Origin of the sequence: Blautia sp. TM10-2 (genome assembly GCF_003480845.1) — a bacterium.
Taxonomy (GTDB): Bacteria; Bacillota; Clostridia; order Lachnospirales; family Lachnospiraceae; genus Fusicatenibacter; species Fusicatenibacter saccharivorans.
In genome coordinates this window covers 311,968-333,278 of record NZ_QUJZ01000001.1, presented here as the reverse complement: position 1 = coordinate 333,278, position 21,311 = coordinate 311,968, and the positions used below count along the sequence as shown (strand labels likewise).

The following is a 21,311-nucleotide window of genomic DNA, read 5'->3' as shown; positions in this document are numbered from 1 at the left end:
AATGCAGGGAAACACCGCAGGAATGGGGCAGGAAAACGGATTTTGGGGAGAACGGCAACAGGAAGCATTTTAACCTATTTGATTTATGGGAGGAACAGAATGAACGATAAAAAGAGATTGAACAGCTACGAGGATTTACCGCTGGTTCTGGATGTGGCGGACATCCAGCGGATTATGGGAATTTCAAGAGCGAGCGCCTATGAGCTGGTACACACCCCCGGCTTTCCGGCGTTCCGCAGGGGCAGGCTTATCAAGGTCAGCAAGATTGCTTTCTTTGAATGGATGGCAAAAGGCTCCGAAACCGTACCGGGAAGTGACAAATAAGCGTGAGGTATCATTCCCTGACTGCAATACTGCCGCACTTTCCAAAGGGGCATACAGAGGGAAAAACCTTAAAAATGATACCGAGACGCTACACCAAAACAGCCTATCTGCGTACATCAGATAGAAACGGAGAAAGGAGCCGGTTATGGCAAGAATGAGCAACAAGCGACGGCTGGAATGGTCTTTCTTCTTAAATGACCGCAGCCGTATCACTTACAACGAACTGTGCCGGAAATGCCAGCACGAATGTAAACAGAGCTTCCGGGCGGTTGTGGTTGACTGCCCGAAGTATCTTTCCAAGCGTTCCAAGAAAAAGGACAAGACTGCCGGAAACGGCAAAATCCCTTAGGAACTAAGGGCGCACTTCTATACATAGTCTAAAGACCATGTATCGTGCGTCCTGCGGAGCTTACCTCTGCCGCTGATAAAATCAGCAATCCGAGGTCTGCGTTCGCTTTGCTCCGACAAGGTGGCTACACCCCCTTGCGCCGCTAAAGCGGCTATCCCCTGTGTACCCGCCGCAAAGAGAAATCCGCTCTGTGGTTTTCCCTTTTCATCGGGCTTTATAGAAGCACTGACACAGACTGTCTGCGGATGGTCTTTCTTTATCTTATAAGCAAAGGATGTGAGAACATGGAAAAATCTTTGGAACAGTTAAAGCAGGAATATGAAAAAACCACTGTCCTGCTGGAACGGGAAAAACGGAAAATGCAGCGTTTGAAAAACCGGCAGGCGTATCTGGAAAGCGGTTCCCGGAAACAGAGGACGCACCGGCTGATTACCCGTGGGGCAGCCGTTGAGAGCATTGTGCCACAGACAAAGGAGCTGACCGAAACGGAATTTTATTCCCTCATGGAAAGCATTTTGAATCTGCCGCAGGCGGAGCCTTTCATCCGGTCTGCCGCAGAAAACCACGCCCGTATTTCCGGGCAGGAGAAAGGCGGTGACTAAGGATAGCACTTTATCATTTTTCAATCGCACAGATAAAGCGCAGCGCCGGTCAGAGCGCCATTGCCAGCGCAGCCTACCGAGCCGGGGAGCGTCTTTACAGCAGCTACTATGGAGAAGTCAGCGACTACACCAAAAAGGGCGGCGTGATCGCTTCGGAAATCATGCTGCCGCCCCATGCGCCGGAAATATATCTTGACCGGGCGACCCTCTGGAATGCTGTGGAGAACTGCGAGAAACATCCAAAAGCACAGCTTGCCTATTCATTTGATATTGCCATGCAGAATGAATTGACGCTGGAAGAAAACATGGAGCTGGCGAGGAAGTTCGTGCAGGAGCAGTTTGTGGCAAAAGGCATGATTGCCGATCTTGCTTTTCACAGTCCGGAGAAAGAGGACGGCGGTATCCCAAACCCGCATTTCCATGTGATGACAACAATGCGCCCTTTGAACCCGGATGGCACATGGGGACAAAAACAGCGGCGGGAATATCTTCTTGATGAAGATGGAAACCGAATCCGGGATAAAAATGGCGATTATATGTTTAATGCTGTCCACACAACAGACTGGCACGAGCCGGAAACACTGGAACACTGGCGGGAGCAGTGGGCGGCTGCCGTTAATACAAAATTTGAGGAAAAAGGACTGGATGTGCGTATCGACCACCGTTCCTATGTGCGGCAGGGGCTTGACCTGATACCTACTGTCCACGAGGGAGCTAATGTCCGGCAGATGGAAGCAAAGGGCATCCGCACCGAGAAAGGGGAACTGAACCGCTGGATTAAAGCCACCAACCGGCTCATGCAGGATGTGAGGAAGAAGATCAAAGCCCTGTTTGTCTGGATGGCAGAGGTAAAAGAAGAACTTTCCAAACCACAGACACCGAACCTTGCCGACCTGCTGATCGCTTATTACAACCAGCGCAACGCAGGGGCATGGAGCAATAAAGCCAGAACCGGAAACTTAAAGCAGTTTGCCGAAGCCGTCAATTATCTGACGGAAAACAAGCTGCTCACATTAGAGGATTTGCAGGAGCGTCTTTCCTCTGTCAGTGAAGAATTTGAAGCATTAAGCGGCTCCATGAAAAAGAAATCTGCCAGGATAAAGGAATTGCAGGAATTGATACGGGAGGGCGAGAATTACCAGCGGCTAAAACCTGTCCATACGGAATTGAACAATATCAAGTTTAAGAAACAGAGGGAGAAATTTGAAACATCCCACGATGCGGAGTTACGGCTGTTTTATGCCGCCCGCCGTATTCTGAAAGAAAAACTGGACGGAAAACCCATTGCCCTGAAAGCATGGAAACAGGAATACGCACAGTTAAAAACAGAGTATGCCGAACTGTCTCCGCAGCACAAGCCACTCCGGGAGGAAGTCATACGGCTGCGGCAGGTGCAGAACGCCGTAGATACCGCACTGCGCCGGAGGGAGCAGCCACAGGAAGTACAGAGAAAGAAACATGAGATGGAGCTATGATATAACCGGCAGCTTTACCGCTACCGGTATTTTTACGGAGGGAGCATTTGAATGTATTTGAAGCGGTGAAACAGTCTGTTACCACACGGCAGGCTGCTTCATTCTATGGAATCCGGGTGGGGAGAAACGGCATGGTCTGCTGTCCATTCCACAATGACCGCACGCCCAGCATGAAAGTGGACAGCCGCTTTTACTGCTTCGGCTGCGGGGCTTCCGGGGATGTGATCGACTTTGCCGCTTTGCTGCATGGATTGGGGAAACGGGAAGCTGCGGTCAGGCTTGCGGAGGACTTCGGCGTTTCCTATGAGAAATCCGGCAATGCGCCGCCAGATAGGAAGCGTCACAACAGGTCACAGCCCCGGCAAAAATCAGCGGAGCAGAGATTTCAGGAAACGGAACGGTATTGTTTCCGGGTGCTATGCGATTATCAGCGCCTGCTGGAGCATTGGAAAACAGCATACGCCCCACAGCCGCAGGATGCCATCTGGCATCCTCTTTTTGTGGAAGCGTTGCAGAGGATAAGCTACACAGAATACCTTTTGGATATTTTGTTATACGGAGAAATAGAAGAAAAAGCGGCATTGATCGCCGCACAGGGAAAGGAGGTGCTGCGGCTTGAACAGCGAATTTCAGAGCTTGCCGCCGGAAACGCAGGAAGCGGTCAAAAGGACGATGGACACAATGGAACCGGCGCAGACACCGGAAGAAATCCGGGAGACATTAGAGGGGACGCAGAAAGGCGGCGTGAAGAACAGCATCCGAAACTGCCTGACGGTGTTCCAGCGTGACCCGCTGTTTCGTGGGGCGCTGCGTCTGAACCTTTTGACGGAGCAGATTGACATTGTGAAGCCGCTAGGCTGGGAGCGCACCAGTACCACGCTGACCGACATGGACATGAACTACCTGCTTTTGTATCTGGAAGAAAATTACGGGCTTATCAGCGAGAAAAAGGTGCAGAGCGCCATCAAGATTGTTGCCAATGAAAACCGCTACCATCCGGTCAGGGATTACCTGAACAACCTGCAATGGGACGGCACAGAGCGCATCCGTTATGCCCTGCATCACTTTCTGGGAGCCGATACGGACGAATACACTTATGAAGCCTTGAAACTGTTCCTGATGGGAGCCATCCGGCGGGTATTCAGACCGGGGAGCAAGTTTGAGGTCATGCTCTGTCTGGTTGGTGGTCAGGGAGCCGGGAAATCTACCTTTTTCCGGCTGCTGGCAGGCAGGGACGAATGGTTTTCAGACGATTTGAAGAAGCTGGACGATGAAAATGTGTACCGCAAGCTTCAAGGGCATTGGATTATCGAGATGTCGGAGATGATCGCCACAGCCAACGCCAAGAGTATTGAGGAAATCAAGTCATTCTTAAGCCGCCAGAAAGAAACCTACAAAGTGCCGTATGAGACACATCCGGCAGACCGGCTGCGGCAATGTGTATTTGGAGGGACGACCAACCGGCAGGACTTTTTACCCCGTGACCGCACCGGCAACCGGCGCTTTCTCCCCGTGACGGTGTACCCGGAACGGGCGGAGGTTCACATACTGGACGATGAAGCGGCGGCGAGGGCGTATATCGAACAGATGTGGGCGGAAGCCATGACGGTTTACCGCAGTGGGAAGTATAAGCTGTCATTCAGCATGGAAATGAACCGATACCTGAACGCCCATCAGCAGGACTTCATGCAGGAGGACACACAGGCTGGCATGATCTACGCCTATTTGGAGGACTACACCGGCGACAGGGTATGTTCCAAGCAGCTTTATGAGGAAGCGCTGGGGAACTTAAATTCCCCGGCAGACTGGGAGACACGGGCAATCTGCGAGATTATGAATACCGGCATTGCGGGCGGCATCATACAGGGCTGGGCAGCCTACAAAAGCCCGAAGCGGTATAAGAAATACGGTTCTCAAAAAGGCTGGGAGCGTGTCAACCAAGACCCGCCGGAGGGGGACGGTTTTCAGGAAATCACGGAAGAAGAAGCCCGGCAAATGGAACTGCCATTCTGAAAAGCCACCGGTTGACAGTTTGGTTAACGCTTCGGTTGACAGCCGGTTGACGGGGAAAAGCCTGATATTTGGGGCATTTCTCTCCTTTGTCAACCATGTCAACCAAGAAATCAAAGAAAAAGTAAAAAGTAATCATAGAGCGCCTATGGATTGTTTTCAAAGTCTTTTCTGCCGGTTGACACAGTTTGGTTGACATGGAGACAGTCTGCGGCTGTACACCTGCCTGACATTCCCTTGTCGGGCATATTTCATTTATGGAGGTAACTGCCTATGGCAAAAAGCAAAAACGAGAGCAATAACAAAAACAGCGGCACCCTGCTTACCGAAAAAGACGGCACCCAGTATTTTGTCATGGGGAAAGTCCGTATCAAAGTATCGGAGCATTTCGCACAGGATGGGAAGCCGCTTGACAGTCTGCTGGAAGATGTGATCCAGCACGCTGCCGCCGCTTCCTGAAAAAATACGGAATAACGACTGTCAATCAGCCCACGCTTATGATATACTTGTACCAGCGAGTATTGTATAAGCGTGGGTTGTTTCTTTTAGAAGGAGGATTTTTAACCGTGAAACAACCATACAATACAACGATTTATAACACTGCACTATATTTGAGATTGAGCCGTGACGATGAATTACAGGGGGAAAGCGGCAGTATCCAGACCCAGCGCATGATGCTTAGGCAGTATGCCGCAGAGCATGGGCTGACCGTTGTAGACGAGTACATTGACGATGGATGGAGCGGGACAAATTTCGAGCGTCCAAGTTTCCAAAGGATGATTGATGACATCGAGGACGGGAAAATCAACTGCGTTGTCACAAAGGATTTATCCCGTCTGGGAAGAAACTATATCCTGACCGGTCAGTACACGGAAATCTATTTCCCCAGCAAGGGAGTACGCTACATTGCCATCAATGACAATGTGGACACCATCAACGGAGAAAGCGAGCTTGCCCCGTTCTTAAACATCCTGAATGAAATGCACGCCCGACAGACCAGCAAAAAGGTCAAGGCTGCCATGCACACAAGATTTGCCAATGGCGCACACTATGGAGCCTATGCACCGCTGGGCTATGTAAAAGACCCGGACAAAAAAGGTCATCTTCTGATCGACCCGGAAACACGCTGGATTGTAGAGAAGATTTTTGACCTTGCCGTACACGGGAGGGGTGCCGCCAGCATTACACGGATTCTGGTGGAAGAAAAAGTACCTACCCCCGGCTGGCTGAACTATGAAAGATATGGGACTTTCGCCAATATCTACGCCGGTGCGCCCGCAGAAAAAGCCTATGCGTGGACGATAGCACAGGTCAAGAGCATTTTGAAAGAGGAAACCTACATCGGTCACAGCGTTCACAACAAGCAGAGCAACATTTCATTCAAGAACAAGAAAAAGGTGCGGAAGCCGCAGGAAGAATGGTATCGTGTGGAAAATACCCACGAAGCCATCATTTCCGAAGAAGTGTTCCAAAAAGTTCAGGAGCTGATTGCAAGCAGACGCAGACGACAGAAGAATGGCACAACGCAGATATTTTCCGGGCTGGTAAAATGTGCGGACTGCGGATGGTCATTGGCTTATGGTGTAAACAGCCAGAACAAAAATCCCTATGCACACTACCATTGCAGTAAGTACGGACAGGGATTACGCCAGTGTTCCATGCACTATATCCGCTATGATGTACTGTATGCCTATGTGCTTGCAAGACTGCAATACTGGTCTATGATGGTACAGAAAGACGAGGACAAGCTGCTGAAACGGCTGCTCAATGCCAGCGACAGGGAAAGAAACTCTGCGAAGAAAAAGCAGGCTGCGGAGCTGAAAAAGGCAGAGAAGCGTAAAGCCGAGGTTGACGGGCTGTTTGCTAAAATGTATGAGGACTGGTCTGCCGGACGCATAACCGAGTATAACTTCAATATGCTGTCCGAGAAGTACCAGAACGAGCAAAAGGAACTTGAAACAAAAATAAGACAGCTTCACGAAACGATGGAAGCCGCCGTACAGACCGCAGCGGATGCTGAAAAGTGGATTGCCCTAATGAAACAGTATGTCAACCCTGTGGAGCTGACCGCCGAACTTCTGAACACTCTAATTGAAAAAATAACCGTCCACGAAGCTGTCAAGGGCGAGGACGGAAGTCGTGAGCAGGAAGTAGAAATCTACTACCGCTTCATCGGCAAAATCGACTGACCTTTCTTTTTTACCCAACAATATCTTTAATTAAGGGAAACGGGAACATCCGACCCTTCCACATCAAATCTTTTTGCACTTGCAAAACTTTACGGTATTTCTGTTGAAGAATTACTAAAAGAAGTTGAATAATCTTCATGCAGATATTTTATTTCATCATCGGGCCACCCTGACCCGAACTTTCAAAACTGAATACCAGCCGCCCACCGGCGGCACCACCGAGCAGGAAATCTGAAAAGGTCTCCTGCTTTTTTTCTGCCCCAAATGAGGTGGTAAAACGCCACCCCATCCACCAATTACCGAAAGGAGGGACACGAAATGCCCTGCCCACACAACGAAATCACGATTGTTCAGCGCAGCCAGCGACAGTCTGCGGTTGCCGCCGCTGCTTACCAAAGCGGCGAAAAGCTGTTCTGTGAATACGACCAGCAAGTGAAGCACTACCCGGAAAAGCGTGGTATTGTCCACAATGAAATCTTGCTTCCGGCAAATGCCCCACGGTCGTATGCAGACCGCAATACTTTATGGAACGCCGCCGAAGCGGTGGAGAAGCAATGGAATTCCCAGCTTGCAAGGCGGTGGGTGCTTACCATCCCCAGAGAGATACCGCCCGACCAGTACGCCGCCCTTGTCCGGGATTTCTGCAATCAGCAGTTTGTTTCCAAAGGAATGTGCGTGGATTTTGCCATCCATGACAAAGGGGACGGAAACCCTCACGCTCATGTCATGCTGACTATGCGGGCAATGGATGAACATGGGAAATGGCTTCCCAAGAGCCGCAAGGTTTATGACCTTGACGAGAACGGGGAACGGATAAAACTTCCGTCCGGCAGATGGAAAAGTCACAAGGAAGATACGGTTGACTGGAACGACCGCAAGTATTGTGAAATCTGGCGGCATGAATGGGAGATCATCCAGAACCGCTATCTGGAAGCCAACAACCGCCCGGAGCGGGTGGATCTCCGTTCTTATGAAAGACAGGGGCTTGATATTATCCCTACCGTCCATGAGGGTGCTGCTGTCCGGCAGATGGAAAAGCGAGGGATTCAGACCAACATCGGAAATCTGAACCGGGAAATCAAAGCCGCCAACAGCCTGATGAAGTCTATCCGGCAGCTTATTAAAAATCTCAAAGGCTGGATTATCGAGCTTAGTGAAAAACGAAAAGAACTGCTTGCGGAAAAAGCTGCGGAGGAAGCGGTATTTCTTCCCAATCTGTTGATGAAGTACATGGAGGTACGAAAGGCAGAACGGAGCGACTGGACACGGGCGGGACAAAACCGTGGAACTTCCAAAGACTTAAAGGCAGTCAGCGAAGCCCTGTCCTATCTTCAGAGAAAGGGACTTTCCACCGTGGAGGATTTGGAAAACTTTATAGAAACGTCCGGGAAATCTGCCGCCGACTACCGAAAGCAGATGAAGCCAAAGGAAACCCGCAGCAACGTGATTGACGCTATCCTTGCCGCCCGGACGGACTGTAAGGAATGTAAGCCCGTTTATGAGAAATACCAGAAGATATTTTTCAAGAAAACTAAGGAAAAATTCAAGCTGGAACACCCGGAGGTTGCCCGGTTTGAGAAAGCCAGTGCCTACCTTGCCAAGCACCCGGATGATAAGGACAGCACGAAAAAGGAGCTTTTGCAGGAACAGGCGAAGCTTGTGGGCGAAATCGCAGACTTGAAAGTACCGTTGACCGAGGTGCAGGAAGATTTGAAGAAGCTGCGGGACATCCGCTACTGGGTACGGAAAGCCACACCCGGCACAGAGGAAAGCAAAGAGCCGCCCAAGAAGCAGCCCCTCAAAGAAGTCTTGCAGGATAAGGCTGACGAGAAGAAAGCACAGAAAAACGCCCCGGCGCAGACGAAACACAAACAACAGGATATGGAACTTTAACAGGCACTTGCCATTTTCAGATTGAGAATGATAAGTGCCTTTTCTTTTTTACAAGGAGGAATTGATTTGAATGTATTTGAAGCTGTGAAGCAGTCCGTTACGACAAGACAGGCTGCGGAGCATTACGGAATCCGGGTAAACAGAAACGGGATGGCTTGCTGCCCGTTCCACAACGATAAGACCCCCAGCATGAAGCTGGACAAGCGTTTCCACTGCTTCGGATGTGGTGCAGATGGGGATGTGATTGATTTTGTAGCTGCCCTGTACGGGCTGGGGAAAAAGGAAGCCGCCGCACAGTTGGCGAGTGACTTCGGGCTTGCCTATGAGGACTGGAAGCCACCGGGCAGGGCAAGGAAGCCCAAGCCCCGGCAGAAATCCCCGGAAGAACAGTTCCGGGAAGCAAAGGCACATTGCTTCCGTGTCCTTGCCGATTATCTACACCTCTTACGGGTATGGAAAACCGACTATGCCCCGCACTCCCCGGAGGAAGCGTTTCATCCCCGGTTCGTGGAAGCCTTGCAGAAGCAAGCCCATGTGGAATATCTGCTGGATGTGCTGCTGTTCGGGGAGACAGAGGAAAAAGCGGTTTTGATTATGGACTACGGAAAGGATGTGATACAGCTTGAACAGCGAATGGCAGAGCTTGCAGCCGCAGACGCAGCAAGAACTAAAAAACACCATGAACGCCATGCAGCCGCCCCAGAGCGTTGAGGAAGTAAAGGCAACTCTGGAAACCACCGAGAAAGGCGGCGTCCGCCAGAGCATACGGAACTGCCTGACCGTATTCCAGCGTGACCCTGTGCTTGCCGGGGCAATCGCCTACAACATCCTGACCGACCGCAAGGACATCATAAAGCCCATCGGTTTTCACAGAGAAAGCACAGCCCTGACCGATACGGACATGAAGTATCTGCTTCTCTATCTGGAGGAAACCTACGGGCTTACCAGTGAGAAAAAGATTGAAACCGCCATCGGGATTGTGGCGAATGAGAATAAGTACCACCCCATCCGGGATTTTCTGAACAGCCTTGCATGGGACGGGACTGAGCGCATCCGCTTCTGTCTGCGGCACTTTCTGGGAGCTGATGTGGACGATTACACCTATGAAGCCTTGAAGCTGTTCATGCTGGGGGCGATTACAAGGGCATTTAAGCCCGGAAGCAAGTTTGAAATCATGCTGTGTCTGGTAGGCGGTCAGGGGGCTGGCAAATCCACCTTCTTCCGGCTGCTGGCAGTCCGGGACGAGTGGTTTTCCGATGATTTGCGGAAGCTGGACGATGATAACGTGTACCGCAAGCTGCAAGGTCACTGGATAATTGAAATGTCGGAAATGATGGCAACCGCCAATGCCAAGAGCATTGAGGAAATCAAGTCCTTTCTAAGCCGCCAGAAAGAGGTTTACAAAATTCCCTATGAAACTCACCCGGCAGACCGCCCCCGTCAATGCGTGTTCGGCGGCACTTCCAACGCCCTTGACTTTCTCCCCCTTGACCGTTCCGGCAACCGCCGATTTATCCCGGTCATGGTGTACCCGGAGCAAGCCGAGGTTCACATTTTGGAGGACGAAGCCGCTTCCAGAGCCTATATCAGCCAGATGTGGGCGGAAGCAATGGAGATTTACCGAAGCGGCATGTTCAAGCTGTCATTCAGCCCAGCCATGCAGCGGTATCTCAAAGAACACCAGCGGGATTTTATGCCGGAGGACACCAAAGCCGGGATGATACAGGCTTACCTTGATAAGTACACCGGGGAAACGGTCTGCTCCAAGCAGCTCTACAAGGAAGCCTTAAACCACACCTTTGATGAGCCGAAGCAATGGGAAATCCGGGAAATCAACGAGATAATGAACCAGTGCATTACCGGGTGGAACTACTTTTCCAATCCGAGGATGTTTGCGGAATACGGCAGACAAAAGGGCTGGGAGCGTGAAATCCCGGCAACGGACACCGACAACCCGCCCGAAAAATCTATGGACGGTTTTGTGGAGGTCACAGAGCAGATGGAGCTTCCATTCTGAAAATGACAGCCCGTTGCCGACTTCGTTGCTATCCCGTTGCCGAGCCGGTTGCCGGGGAAAATCCCTTATTTCCGGGCTTTTTCCCTCTCTGACAACCAAAACAACAGAAAAATAAAAGAAAAGTATAAATAGTAATCAACGCCAGATTGAGATTGTTTGCAAGGTCTTTTGAAGCCCGTTGCCGGACTTCGTTGCCGACCGTTCTCTGTCTGGCTATTTTCATGTATGGAGGATAACTGCCTATGGCGAAAAATAAGACCAAGATTGAAGTGACAACCGTATTTGACGGGGAACTGGACGCCACCGATGTGTTCGTCAGCCTGATTTCCCAGAAATACGGCAAAACAAATACAAAAGAATATCTTGCTAAAAAGAAAGATTTGAAGTATAATGAAGATGAGGTTCAACAGAGCCAGATACCGTCTGGATTGTGTGGGTAAATGGCTATGATGAACGAAATGGAATACAGAACAATCGGTTCAGCACTTGCCGGGGGCTATCGTGCGGCGGTCTATTGCAGGCTGTCAAAGGACGATGACCTGCAAGGCGAAAGTGCCAGTATCGCAAACCAGCGTGATATGCTGGAAAAATACTGCGAAAAGCAGGGATGGGAGGTTGTGGCAGTCTATCAGGACGATGGCTTCACAGGTCTTAATATGGAGCGTCCTGATTTACAGAGAATGTTGAGAGCCATTGAGCGCAGGCAAATCAACCTTGTCATCACGAAAGACCTCAGCCGACTGGGGCGTAACTATTTGCAAACAGGGCATTTGATTGAGGACTTTTTCCCAAGAAACGGTGTCCGCTATATCGCCATGAATGACGGTATCGACACCCTGCGGGATAACAACGACATCGCCCCGTTCAAGAATATCCTGAACGAGATGTACAGCAAGGATATTTCCAAGAAAGTCCATTCCTCTTATCTTCTGAAAGCGCAGAAAGGACAGTTTACCGGGTGTCTTGCCCCGTTTGGGTATCGGAAAGACCCGGAGGACAAAAACCATCTGCTCATTGACGAGGAAACCGCCCCGATTGTGCGGCTGATTTTCGGATATGCCCTAAACGGTCATGGTCCGAACTATATCCGCAGACGGCTGGAGGAAGAAAAAATCCCCTGCCCCACATGGTGGAACCGGGAACGGGGGCTTCGCAATACCCGCACCAAATGGGAAAAGAAAGACCCGGAAAACGGGCGGTATATGTGGGACTTTTCCGTTATCAAAGACCTTTTGATGAATCCCGTTTACACTGGGGCGATTGCTTCCCAGAAAAAGGACTACCGTTTCAAAATCGGCACGATTGGGGAAAAGAAGCCGGAGGACTGGATTGTAGTGGAAGGACAGCATGAACCGCTGATTGACCGCATGAGCTTTGACATTGTGCAGAACAAGCTGAAATCCCGCCAGCGTCCGGGGCAGACCAATGAAATCAGCCTGTTTGCCGGACTGATAAAATGCGGCGAGTGTGGGAAGTCTCTGACGGTACGCTACACAAACGCAAAACATCCCCAGCAGATTTACTCCTGCAAGACCTACAATGCCTTTGGAAAGAACCACTGCACCCAGCACCGGATTGATTATGACACCCTTTACAGTCATGTGCTGCGGAAAATCCGGGAATGTGCCAGAGCTGCCCTGATGGACGGGAAAGCGGTTGCTGACCGCCTGACCAATACCTGTGAAGCCGAGCAGCGGGAACAGCGGGAAGCAATGGAACGCTCCCTTACAAGGGACGAGGAACGGATTGAGGTTCTGGACAAAATGGTAATGCGGCTTTATGAAGATATGATTGCAGGGCGTATCAGTGAGCAGAACTTCAACACCATGCTGGAAAAGACACAGACCGAGCAGACGGAACTTAAAACAAAAGTGTCCGAGGGCAGAAAGCGGCTGTCCGATGAAGTCCAGCTTGCCAATGACGCAAAACAATGGGTGGAAGCCATTCAGGAATATGCCAACATCACAGAGTTGGACGCAGCCACCCTCAACCGCTTAATCAAAGAAATCGTCGTGCATGAGCGCATTGACGAAGATAAAACAAGACACATTTCTATCGAAATTCATTTTAATCTCAAACCCATCCCGGAGGTGGAACAGGTCACTGCCTGACCTGTCCCGCCGGGACGGTTCTCTTAAAAACACCATATAGATTTTTTGTACGCCGCCGCCCGCCATCGAGCAGAGTTTTACACCTAATTGGGGATAAAACAGCTCATGGCGGGCGGCGGCGTTGCCCTTATCGGCATGACCCTTGTACCGCTGCTTTCCGGCCTGTTCGGTTAAGAAGCGCGGGTAAAGGCTTATGCAGAGCATACTTGACGCGATTAACGAATGGATAAAGGAAATCCTCATAGGAGCCATAAACGGTAATCTGTCAACTATGTTCGGGGACGTGAACGAGAAAGTCGGCACTATCGCCGCAGAGGTAGGGCAGACCCCGCAAGGGTGGAACGCGGGTATCTTCTCCATGATACGCACACTATCGGAGAATGTAATCGTACCCATTGCGGGGCTTGTCATTACCTACGTCCTATGCTATGAGCTTATCAGCATGGTAACGGAAAAGAACAATATGCACGACGTTGACACTTCCATGTTCTTCAAGTGGGTATTCAAGGCTTACGTCGCAGTCTACCTTGTGACGCATACCTTTGACATCACTATGGCGGTGTTCGATATGGCGCAGCACGTTGTTTCCGGCGCGGCGGGGGTAATCGGCGGCAGCACAAATATTGATGTTGCCGCCGCCCTTGCTTCCATGCAGAGCGGGCTTGACGCTATGGAAATCCCCGAACTGCTCTTACTTGTCATGGAAACAAGCCTTGTGAGCTTGTGCATGAAGATAATGTCCGTACTGATAACCGTTATCCTCTACGGGCGCATGATAGAGATTTACCTTTACTGTTCGGTATCGCCTATCCCGTTTGCAACATTCACTAACCGGGAATGGGGACAGATAGGAAACAACTACCTAAAATCCCTGTTCGCCCTTGGCTTTCAAGGCTTCCTCATAATGATATGCGTCGGCATTTACGCCGTATTGGTGAACAACATGATAATAGCGGACAACCTGCACAGCGCGATATTCTCCCTTGCAGCCTATACCGTTATCCTCTGTTTCTCCCTGTTCAAATCCGGCGCACTGGCGAAGTCGATTTTCTCCGCGCATTAGCGGCGTGTCAAGGGTAGGGTGGAGATTTTCAGAGCAAAGCGGCGAAAATACTACCCGACCTTGACGCGGGAAAAACCCCATAGAATAGGGACGGGCAAAGGGCAGAAATTGACCTTTGCCTTGATTGCCCCTATGGGAAGTTACAGCAACACAAAACATAACGAAAGGAGGTTTTCACTTGGCGTATGTACCCGTACCCAAAGACTTATCCAAAGTCAAGACAAAAGTAGCGTTCAACCTTACCAAACGGCAGATTGTATGTTTTGCGGCGGCTCTCATTATAGGTTTGCCGCTTTTCTTTCTGCTCAAAGACAGCACAGGCACAAGCCTTGCGTCTATGGCTATGATTGCGGTCATGCTGCCCTGTTTCCTCTTTGCCATGTATGAGAAGCATGGACAGCCCCTTGAAGTGGTGGTGAGGAACATCATACGGACGAAATTCATAGCCCCAAAGGAACGACCATACAGGACTGAAAATCTATATGCTGACCTTGAACGGCAGCGAAAACTTGAAAAGGAGGTATCAGCGATTGCAAAAGGAAACACGAAGAAACAGCGTGGCGGGAAACGCGCCTGCAAAGGCTAACCCGCCCCACAAGCTCACCCGCGCCGAAAAGAAACAGATTGCGGAAATCATCAGACAGGCAAAGGGCGACGGGAAAGCGCACACCGCGCAGCAGACAATCCCCTATATCCAGATGTACCCGGACGGTATCTGCAAGGTTACGGAACGGAAATACTCAAAGACCATAGCCTTTGAAGATATTAACTATCAGCTTGCACAGGCAGACGACAAGACCGCCATTTTTGAAAACTGGTGCGACTTCCTCAACTACTTTGACGCTTCCGTTTCGGTGCAGCTCTCTTTCATCAATCAGGGGACGCAGCGGGGCGAAGCGGAGAAATCTATCCATATCCCGGCACAGGACGACGCTTTCAACTCTATCCGCAGCGAATACCGGGATATGCTCAAAAACCAGCTTGCAAAAGGCAACAACGGGCTTGTCAAAGCAAAATATATCACCTTTGCCATTGAAGCCGACAGTCTGGGCGCGGCGAAATCCCGCCTTGCCCGTATCGAAACGGACGTACTGAACAACTTCAAGCTCTTGGGCGTGTCTGCCCACCCCATGACAGGCTATGAACGCCTTAAAATGCTGCATGGGATTTTCCACCCGGAGGGCGGGCAGTTTGCCTTTGATTTTTCATGGCTTGCCCCGTCTGGGCTTTCCACAAAGGACTTTATCGCCCCGTCCTCTTTCCGTTTTGGCGAGGGGCGTTACTTCCGCATGGGGCGCAAAATCGGCGCGGTTTCATTCCTTGAAATCCTTGCCCCGGAATTAAACGACCGTATCTTATCCGACATACTGGACTTGGAAACGGGCGTTATCGTCAATCTGCATATCCACAGTATCGACCAGACCGAAGCCATAAAGACAATCAAGCGCAAGATTACCGACCTTGACAAAATGAAAATTGAGGAACAGAAGAAAGCGGTACGCAGCGGCTATGACATGGATATTATACCGTCCGACCTTGCCACATTCGGCAGCGAAGCGAAGAACCTCTTACAGGACTTGCAGAGCCGGAATGAAAGAATGTTCCTTTTGACGTTCCTTGTGGTGAACATGGCAGATACGAAGCGGAAACTGGAAAATGACGTGTTCGCGGCGGCGGGCATTGCACAGAAGAACAACTGCGCCCTCACCCGCCTTGACTACCAACAGGAAGCGGGGCTTATGTCCTCTGTACCGCTTGGGGAGAACCTTATCCCCATACAGCGGGGGCTTACCACGTCAAGCACAGCTATCTTTATCCCCTTTATCACACAGGCGCGGCGTTGTACTACGGCTTAAATGCCCTGTCTAACAACATGATACTCTGCGACCGCAAGCAGCTAAAAAACCCCAACGGCTTAATCTTGGGGACGCCGGGAAGCGGGAAATCCTTTGCAGCCAAACGGGAAATGGCAAACGCTTTCCTCATTACGGACGACGACATTATCATCTGCGACCCGGAAGCAGAGTATTTTTCCCTTGTGCAGCGGCTTGACGGGCAAGTGATACGCTTGTCGCCTACGGGCAAGGGCATTGACGGGAAGCCCCAGTATGTGAACCCTATGGATATTAACCTCAACTATTCCGAGGACGACAGCCCGCTTGCGCTGAAATCCGACTTTATCCTCTCCCTCTGCGAGCTTGTCATAGGCGGCAAGGAGGGCTTGCAGCCCGTCGATAAGACCGTCATTGACCGCGCTGTTAGGAACGTGTACCGTCCTTTCCTTGCAGACCCCGACCCGGAGAAAATGCCTATCTTGGGCGACCTCTACGACGAGCTTTTGAAGCAGCCGGAACCGGAAGCGGCGCGTATCGCGTCGGCGTTGGAGCTGTATGTTTCCGGGAGCCTTAACGTCTTTAACCACAGGACGAATGTAGAGCTTTCAAACCGCCTTGTCTGCTTTGACATCAAGCAGCTTGGGAAGCAGCTCAAAAAGTTAGGTATGCTCATTGTGCAAGACCAGGTATGGAACCGCGTCACTATCAACCGGGCAGAGAGGAAATCCACCCGCTACTACATGGACGAATTTCATCTTCTCTTGAAAGAGGAACAGACCGCCGCGTACAGCGTGGAGATTTGGAAGCGTTTCCGTAAATGGGGCGGCATACCCACAGCCATTACGCAGAACGTCAAAGATTTGCTTGCTTCCCGCGAAGTGGAGAATATCTTTGAAAACTCTGATTTTGTCCTCATGCTCAATCAGGCGGCGGGCGACCGGGCTATCCTTGCGAAGCAGTTAAACATTTCCCCGCAGCAGATGAAGTATGTCACCCACACCGAAGCGGGCGAGGGGCTTATCTTCTACGGGAACGTGGTGCTGCCCTTTGTAGACCGCTTCCCGAAAGATACCGAGCTTTACCGGGTAATGACGACGAAGCCGGAGGAAGTGGGCGAAGCATGACAGAGCTGAACATAGACACCATTATCAACCGGGACGCGCTCTATGCCTTGCGGGAGCTTCCAGAGGAAAGCGTACACTGTTGCGTCACAAGCCCGCCCTACTACGCACTTAGGGATTACGGGCTTGACGCACAGATTGGGCGGGAGGACACGCCGGAGCAGTACATTGACAGGCTTACCGAAGTTTTCCGCGAAGTGCGCCGGGTACTGCGTACCGACGGTACTTTCTGGCTGAATATCGCGGACACCTACTGCGGCACAGGGAATAAAGGCTACCATGCAGACCCGAAGAACCCCAGAGGGAGGAACGGTCAAGCCGTATCAATCGCAAGACAGGCGGCGGGCTGCAAGCAAAAGGACTTAATCGGTATTCCGTGGCTCTTGGCTTTTGCCCTACGCGCTGACGGGTGGTATTTAAGGAGCGATATTATCTGGCAGAAAGAGAACCCCATGCCGGAGAGCGTGAAAGACCGCCCTACCCGCTGCTATGAACATATCTTTCTGCTTACGAAGTCAAAGAAGTATTTCTATGACGCAGCCGCCATAGCCGAGCCGTTAGCCCCTACAACGGCGGCGCGGTACCGCACCGGGCGCAGCGCGGGACAGAAATATGCGGACGAAGTACCCGGACAGGGGAAAGTACAGGGGCTTAACCGGGCAAGGAGCGGCAGCTACTACGACGAAGCCCTCATGCCGACCATGCGGAACAGGCGGGACGTGTGGCTTATCAATACCGTTCCCTACAAGGGCGGGCATTTCGCCGCGTTCCCGCCGAAGTTAGCCGAAACCTGTATCAAGGCGGGCTGTCCGAAAGGCGGCGTTGTGCTTGACCCCTTTTTCGGCAGCGGCACGACGGGGGCAGCCGCAAAGCAGCTTCACAGGCATTATATAGGCATTGAGATAAACGCCGAATATTGCGCCCTTGCAAGGGCGCGGATTGGAGGGACAGAAAAATAAAACAGTATAAAGCGCGTGAGAAAGTCACGCAGAAAATGACCCGCGAGGGAGCCGTTGAGGTAAACGCCGCCACAGGCAAGAAGAAGCGTATCAGCAACCGCATAAGGGACGCTGACCTTACCAGAAAGGAAGCCGCCCCGCAGCAGCCGGAACAGGCAGCGCAGCCCCTACCGGGCGGCACAGCTCCCGCGCCCACAGCCGACGCGCCGACGCTTCCCCATGCGCCGGGGGCAGAACGGGAACAGGACACCGCCGCAGCCGAGCGCGTCATGGAGCATATCGACGGGGCGCATACCAGAAAGACGAGCAAAAAGGCGGCGAGGAAAGCACAGGCAGAAGCCGAAGCCCGCACCCGTACTTCCCGCTTGCAGTTTACCGAGGAAGAACGGGCAACGCCGGAGCTTGAAAAGTATATCCGAAAATCGGACAAAGCAGCCGACCGTCTGGACGCGGCAAAGGCAGCTATCCCCAAAGAAAAGAAACTTGTGGGGGAGCGCACCTTTGACGAAGCCACCGGGAAAGGCAAGACCCGCCTACGCTTTGAGGAACGGGAAAAGCCCATAGGAAAGAACAAGCCCCACAATAACCCGCTATCCCGCCCCGCACAGGAAGCGGGTATTTTCGTCCACAACAAAATACATTCCGTTGAAAAGGACAATTCCGGCGTTGAGGGGGCGCACAAATCCGAAGAACTGGCAGAACGCGGCGCAAAGTACGGGGCGCGGAAAGTCAAGGAGGGCTACCGCAGCCACAAGCTCAAACCCTACCGGGCGGCAGCAAAGGCAGAGAAAGCGGCGTTCAAGGCGAATGTGGATTTCCAGTACCACAAAGCCCTACATGACAATCCGCAGATTGGGGGCAACCCCCTTTCCCGCTTCATGCAGAAGCAGCAAATCAAGCGGCAGTATGCAAAGGCGGCAAGGAAAAACGGCGCAAAAACGGCACAGAAAGCCGCAGAGAACACCCGCAAGGCAGCGAAGAAAACAGCCGAGGAAACAAAGAAAGCGGCGGCGTTTGTGGCAAGGCACCCGGCGGGCGTTTGTATCGCCGTTGCCGCGCTGCTCTTATTCATTATGATTTCGGCGGGGCTTTCCTCTTGCGGCTCTATGTTCTCCGGCTTGATGAACGGCATTGTCGGGACTTCCTACACGTCGGAGGACAGCGACCTTGTGGCGACGGAGAACAATTACGCCGCAAAGGAAAACGAGCTTCAGCAGCGGATTGACAATATCGAGCGCGACAATCCGGGCTATGACGAATACCGCTATGACCTTGACAGTATCGGGCATAACCCCCATGAATTAGCGTCCTACCTCACCGCGCTTTTCCAGACCTACACCCCGCAGAGCGCACAGGCAGAAATAAACCGCGTCTTTGATATGCAGTACACTTTGACGCTGACGGAAGAAATCGAAGTGCGCCACAGGACGGAAACCCGCACAGGCACACGCACCGTCACCGACCCGGAAACGGGAGAAACCTCTACGGAAACCTACGAATACGAGGTTGACGTTGCCTATAACTATTACATTCTCAACGTGAAGCTGACAAACAAGCCTGTTTCCGAGATTGCGGAGGAACTTCTTACGCCGGAGCAGCTTGAAATGTACCGCGTCTATCTGGAAACAAGCGGCAACAAGCCGCTGATTTTCGGCGGCGGTTCTCCCGATACGGGCGCGTCCGAGGATTTAAGCGGCGTACAGCTTGTGAACGGCACACGCCCCGGCAACACCGCCATTGTAGAGCTTGCGAAGCGGCAGGCCGGAAACGTGGGCGGGCGGCCTTATTGGAGCTGGTACGGCTTCAACAGCCGCGTGGAATGGTGCGCCTGTTTCGTTTCGTGGTGCTACGGACAGGCGGGGCTATCGGAGCCGCGCTTTGCCGGGTGCCAGTCACAGGGCGTACCGTGGTTCCAGTCACGCGGGCAATGGGGTGCGAGGGGCTATGCGAATATCGCCCCCGGCGACGCTATCTTTTTCGACTGGGACGGGGACGGGAGCGCAGACCATGTAGGGCTTGTTATCGGGACTGACGGGGAGCGCGTCTATACCGTCGAGGGCAATTCCGGCGACGCTTGCAAGATAAAGAGCTATCCCGTTGACTATGGCTGTATCAAGGGCTACGGCTTAATGAATTGGAACTAAAAACTGAAAATCTGAAAGGAGAAATTGATTTATGGCTATGAATAAGATTGAACGTATCGACAAGGAGATTGCAAAGACCCGCGAGAAAATCACCGAGTACCAGAATAAATTAAGGGGGCTTGAAGCGCAGAAAACCGAAGCGGAAAATCTGCAAATCGTACAGCTTGTGCGCTCCATGCGCCTTTCCCCGCATGAGCTTTCCGCTATGCTGAAAGACGGCGGTATTCCGGGCATGGAATCCGCGCCGGGCTACCCCGCAGAACCCGCAGACCACGACACCGAAGAAATGGAGGACACCGAGAATGAATAAGAAAATCCTTAGAACCTTGACCGCACTCTGCGCCGCCCTCATGCTGACGGGCGGCTTTTCCGTCACCGCCTTTGCACAGACCCCGGAGGGCGAGGACGCCACCGACGACAGCGGCGTTGTCTATGAGGAACCCCAAAAGGAAGAACCCCTTACCCCGGACGGGAACGCGACCCTTGTAGACGATTTCGGCGGCAACAAGCAGCTTATCACAGTGACGACCAAAAACGGCAATTACTTCTATATCCTCATTGACCGGGACGACGAGGGCGAGAACACCGTACATTTCCTTAATCAAGTGGACGAAGCCGACCTTATGGCACTCATGGAGGACGGAAGCACCGAAACAGCAGCCCCGCCCGCTGTTTGCAGTTGCACCGATAAATGCGAGGCCGGGAAAGTGAATGTGAGCTGCCCCGTCTGCAAGGACAACATGACCGCTTGCAGCGGCAAGGAAGCGGAGCCGGAAACCGAGGAACCGCCGGAGCAGCCCAAAGAGAAAAGCAATACGGGCGGGCTTGTGCTTTTCCTTGTCGTGGCACTTCTTGGCGGCGGGGGCGCACTCTACTATTTTAAGTTTATGAAGCCGAAGCAGAGCGTCAAGGGCGGCACCGACCTTGAAGATTTCAACTTTGACGACTACGACGAGGACGAGCCGGAGCCGGACGACGGGGAGGGCTTGGACGTTCCCGAAGATGAAGAAGCGGAGGACAGGGACGCATGACGCTTTTCACCGAGAACCCTTTAGAAAGAATGATGATACAAAGACCCACCGGGCGGCGTGACAATGCGCCGCCCGTTCCAAAATCCCCGGCGTGTATGCGCTGCCCTTATAAGGCGCAATCCCCCTGTATCGGCTATTGTCTGAAACAGGCACAGGAGAAGAAGCATACCGCGCCGGAACGCTGAAAG

General features: G+C 52.0%; 20 protein-coding genes and 2 pseudogenes. All 22 read left to right on the top strand.

Translation table 11 applies throughout. The annotated features are described in order from the left end of the window. The first annotated feature begins 99 nt into the window (after positions 1-99). Positions 100-324: a helix-turn-helix domain-containing protein gene (locus tag DXD92_RS01785; protein WP_005362423.1), complete on the top strand. Its 225-nt coding sequence runs from the start codon at positions 100-102 to the stop codon at positions 322-324. Positions 325-469: 145 nt separating this feature from the next. After that, complete coding sequence (locus tag DXD92_RS01780) at positions 470-673, top strand: hypothetical protein (protein ID WP_004614949.1); 204 nt, start codon at positions 470-472, stop codon at positions 671-673. 284 nt (positions 674-957) lie between these two features. Beyond that, entirely contained in the window at positions 958-1,275 is a 318-nt protein-coding gene (locus tag DXD92_RS01775; protein WP_019162597.1) for a DUF3847 domain-containing protein, read from the top strand. A 2-nt stretch (positions 1,276-1,277) separates the two neighbouring features. Beyond that, positions 1,278-2,750 carry a MobQ family relaxase gene (gene mobQ / locus DXD92_RS01770; protein WP_072850453.1) on the top strand — a complete coding sequence of 491 codons (1,473 nt, stop codon included), beginning with the start codon at positions 1,278-1,280 and terminating at the stop codon, positions 2,748-2,750. 47 nt (positions 2,751-2,797) lie between these two features. Beyond that, a complete protein-coding gene (locus DXD92_RS01765; protein WP_044997810.1) occupies positions 2,798-3,538 on the top strand; it encodes a CHC2 zinc finger domain-containing protein in 741 nt (246 codons plus the stop codon). Continuing rightward, positions 3,423-4,763 carry a virulence-associated E family protein gene (locus tag DXD92_RS01760; protein ID WP_117994939.1) on the top strand — a complete coding sequence of 447 codons (1,341 nt, stop codon included), beginning with the start codon at positions 3,423-3,425 and terminating at the stop codon, positions 4,761-4,763. The genes DXD92_RS01765 and DXD92_RS01760 overlap by 116 nt, the downstream gene beginning before the upstream one ends. Positions 4,764-5,033: 270 nt before the next feature. Next, a complete protein-coding gene (locus tag DXD92_RS01755) occupies positions 5,034-5,219 on the top strand; it encodes a hypothetical protein (protein WP_004849804.1) in 186 nt (61 codons plus the stop codon). A 107-nt stretch (positions 5,220-5,326) separates the two neighbouring features. Next, positions 5,327-6,949, top strand: a complete 1,623-nt coding sequence (locus DXD92_RS01750) for a recombinase family protein (RefSeq protein WP_032508026.1) — start codon at positions 5,327-5,329, stop codon at positions 6,947-6,949. Between the two features lie 318 nt (positions 6,950-7,267). Beyond that, positions 7,268-8,842, top strand: a complete 1,575-nt coding sequence (gene mobQ / locus DXD92_RS01740; RefSeq protein WP_118639939.1) for a MobQ family relaxase — start codon at positions 7,268-7,270, stop codon at positions 8,840-8,842. Positions 8,843-8,908: 66 nt separating this feature from the next. Beyond that, the gene (locus tag DXD92_RS01735; protein ID WP_025544160.1) at positions 8,909-9,553 is read left to right on the top strand and encodes a CHC2 zinc finger domain-containing protein; all 645 of its coding nucleotides are present in this window, start codon (positions 8,909-8,911) and stop codon (positions 9,551-9,553) included. Then, on the top strand, positions 9,522-10,859 hold the full coding sequence (locus tag DXD92_RS01730) for a virulence-associated E family protein (RefSeq protein WP_008394605.1): 1,338 nt from the start codon (positions 9,522-9,524) through the stop codon (positions 10,857-10,859). Before DXD92_RS01735 ends, DXD92_RS01730 begins: the two co-directional genes overlap by 32 nt. A 242-nt stretch (positions 10,860-11,101) precedes the next feature. Continuing rightward, entirely contained in the window at positions 11,102-11,299 is a 198-nt protein-coding gene (locus DXD92_RS01720; RefSeq protein WP_002595176.1) for a hypothetical protein, read from the top strand. Beyond that, positions 11,300-12,970: a recombinase family protein gene (locus DXD92_RS01715; protein WP_008394601.1), complete on the top strand. Its 1,671-nt coding sequence runs from the start codon at positions 11,300-11,302 to the stop codon at positions 12,968-12,970. A 90-nt stretch (positions 12,971-13,060) separates the two neighbouring features. Beyond that, a pseudogene (locus DXD92_RS01710) lies at positions 13,061-13,144 on the top strand (Maff2 family mobile element protein); the annotation flags it as partial. A gap of 19 nt (positions 13,145-13,163) precedes the next feature. Beyond that, a complete protein-coding gene (locus DXD92_RS01705; RefSeq protein ID WP_118248612.1) occupies positions 13,164-14,033 on the top strand; it encodes a VirB6/TrbL-like conjugal transfer protein, CD1112 family in 870 nt (289 codons plus the stop codon). Positions 14,034-14,211: 178 nt separating this feature from the next. Next, on the top strand, positions 14,212-14,619 hold the full coding sequence (locus tag DXD92_RS01700) for a PrgI family protein (protein WP_076776092.1): 408 nt from the start codon (positions 14,212-14,214) through the stop codon (positions 14,617-14,619). Beyond that, a pseudogene (locus DXD92_RS01695) lies at positions 14,564-16,992 on the top strand (VirB4-like conjugal transfer ATPase, CD1110 family). The gene DXD92_RS01700 and the pseudogene DXD92_RS01695 overlap by 56 nt, the downstream one beginning before the upstream one ends. Next, a complete protein-coding gene (locus DXD92_RS01690) occupies positions 16,989-17,948 on the top strand; it encodes a DNA-methyltransferase (RefSeq protein WP_076776098.1) in 960 nt (319 codons plus the stop codon). The pseudogene DXD92_RS01695 and the gene DXD92_RS01690 overlap by 4 nt, the downstream one beginning before the upstream one ends. A 35-nt stretch (positions 17,949-17,983) precedes the next feature. Then, positions 17,984-20,092 (top strand): C40 family peptidase, encoded by a 2,109-nt coding sequence (locus DXD92_RS01685; protein ID WP_076776100.1) that lies wholly within the window; start codon positions 17,984-17,986, stop codon positions 20,090-20,092. A gap of 31 nt (positions 20,093-20,123) precedes the next feature. Continuing rightward, positions 20,124-20,402 (top strand): DUF4315 family protein, encoded by a 279-nt coding sequence (locus DXD92_RS01680; RefSeq protein ID WP_076776103.1) that lies wholly within the window; start codon positions 20,124-20,126, stop codon positions 20,400-20,402. Beyond that, a complete protein-coding gene (locus DXD92_RS01675; RefSeq protein WP_076776106.1) occupies positions 20,395-21,123 on the top strand; it encodes a DUF4366 domain-containing protein in 729 nt (242 codons plus the stop codon). Before DXD92_RS01680 ends, DXD92_RS01675 begins: the two co-directional genes overlap by 8 nt. Beyond that, entirely contained in the window at positions 21,120-21,308 is a 189-nt protein-coding gene (locus DXD92_RS01670) for a hypothetical protein (protein ID WP_076776107.1), read from the top strand. Before DXD92_RS01675 ends, DXD92_RS01670 begins: the two co-directional genes overlap by 4 nt. Positions 21,309-21,311 lie beyond the last annotated feature (3 nt).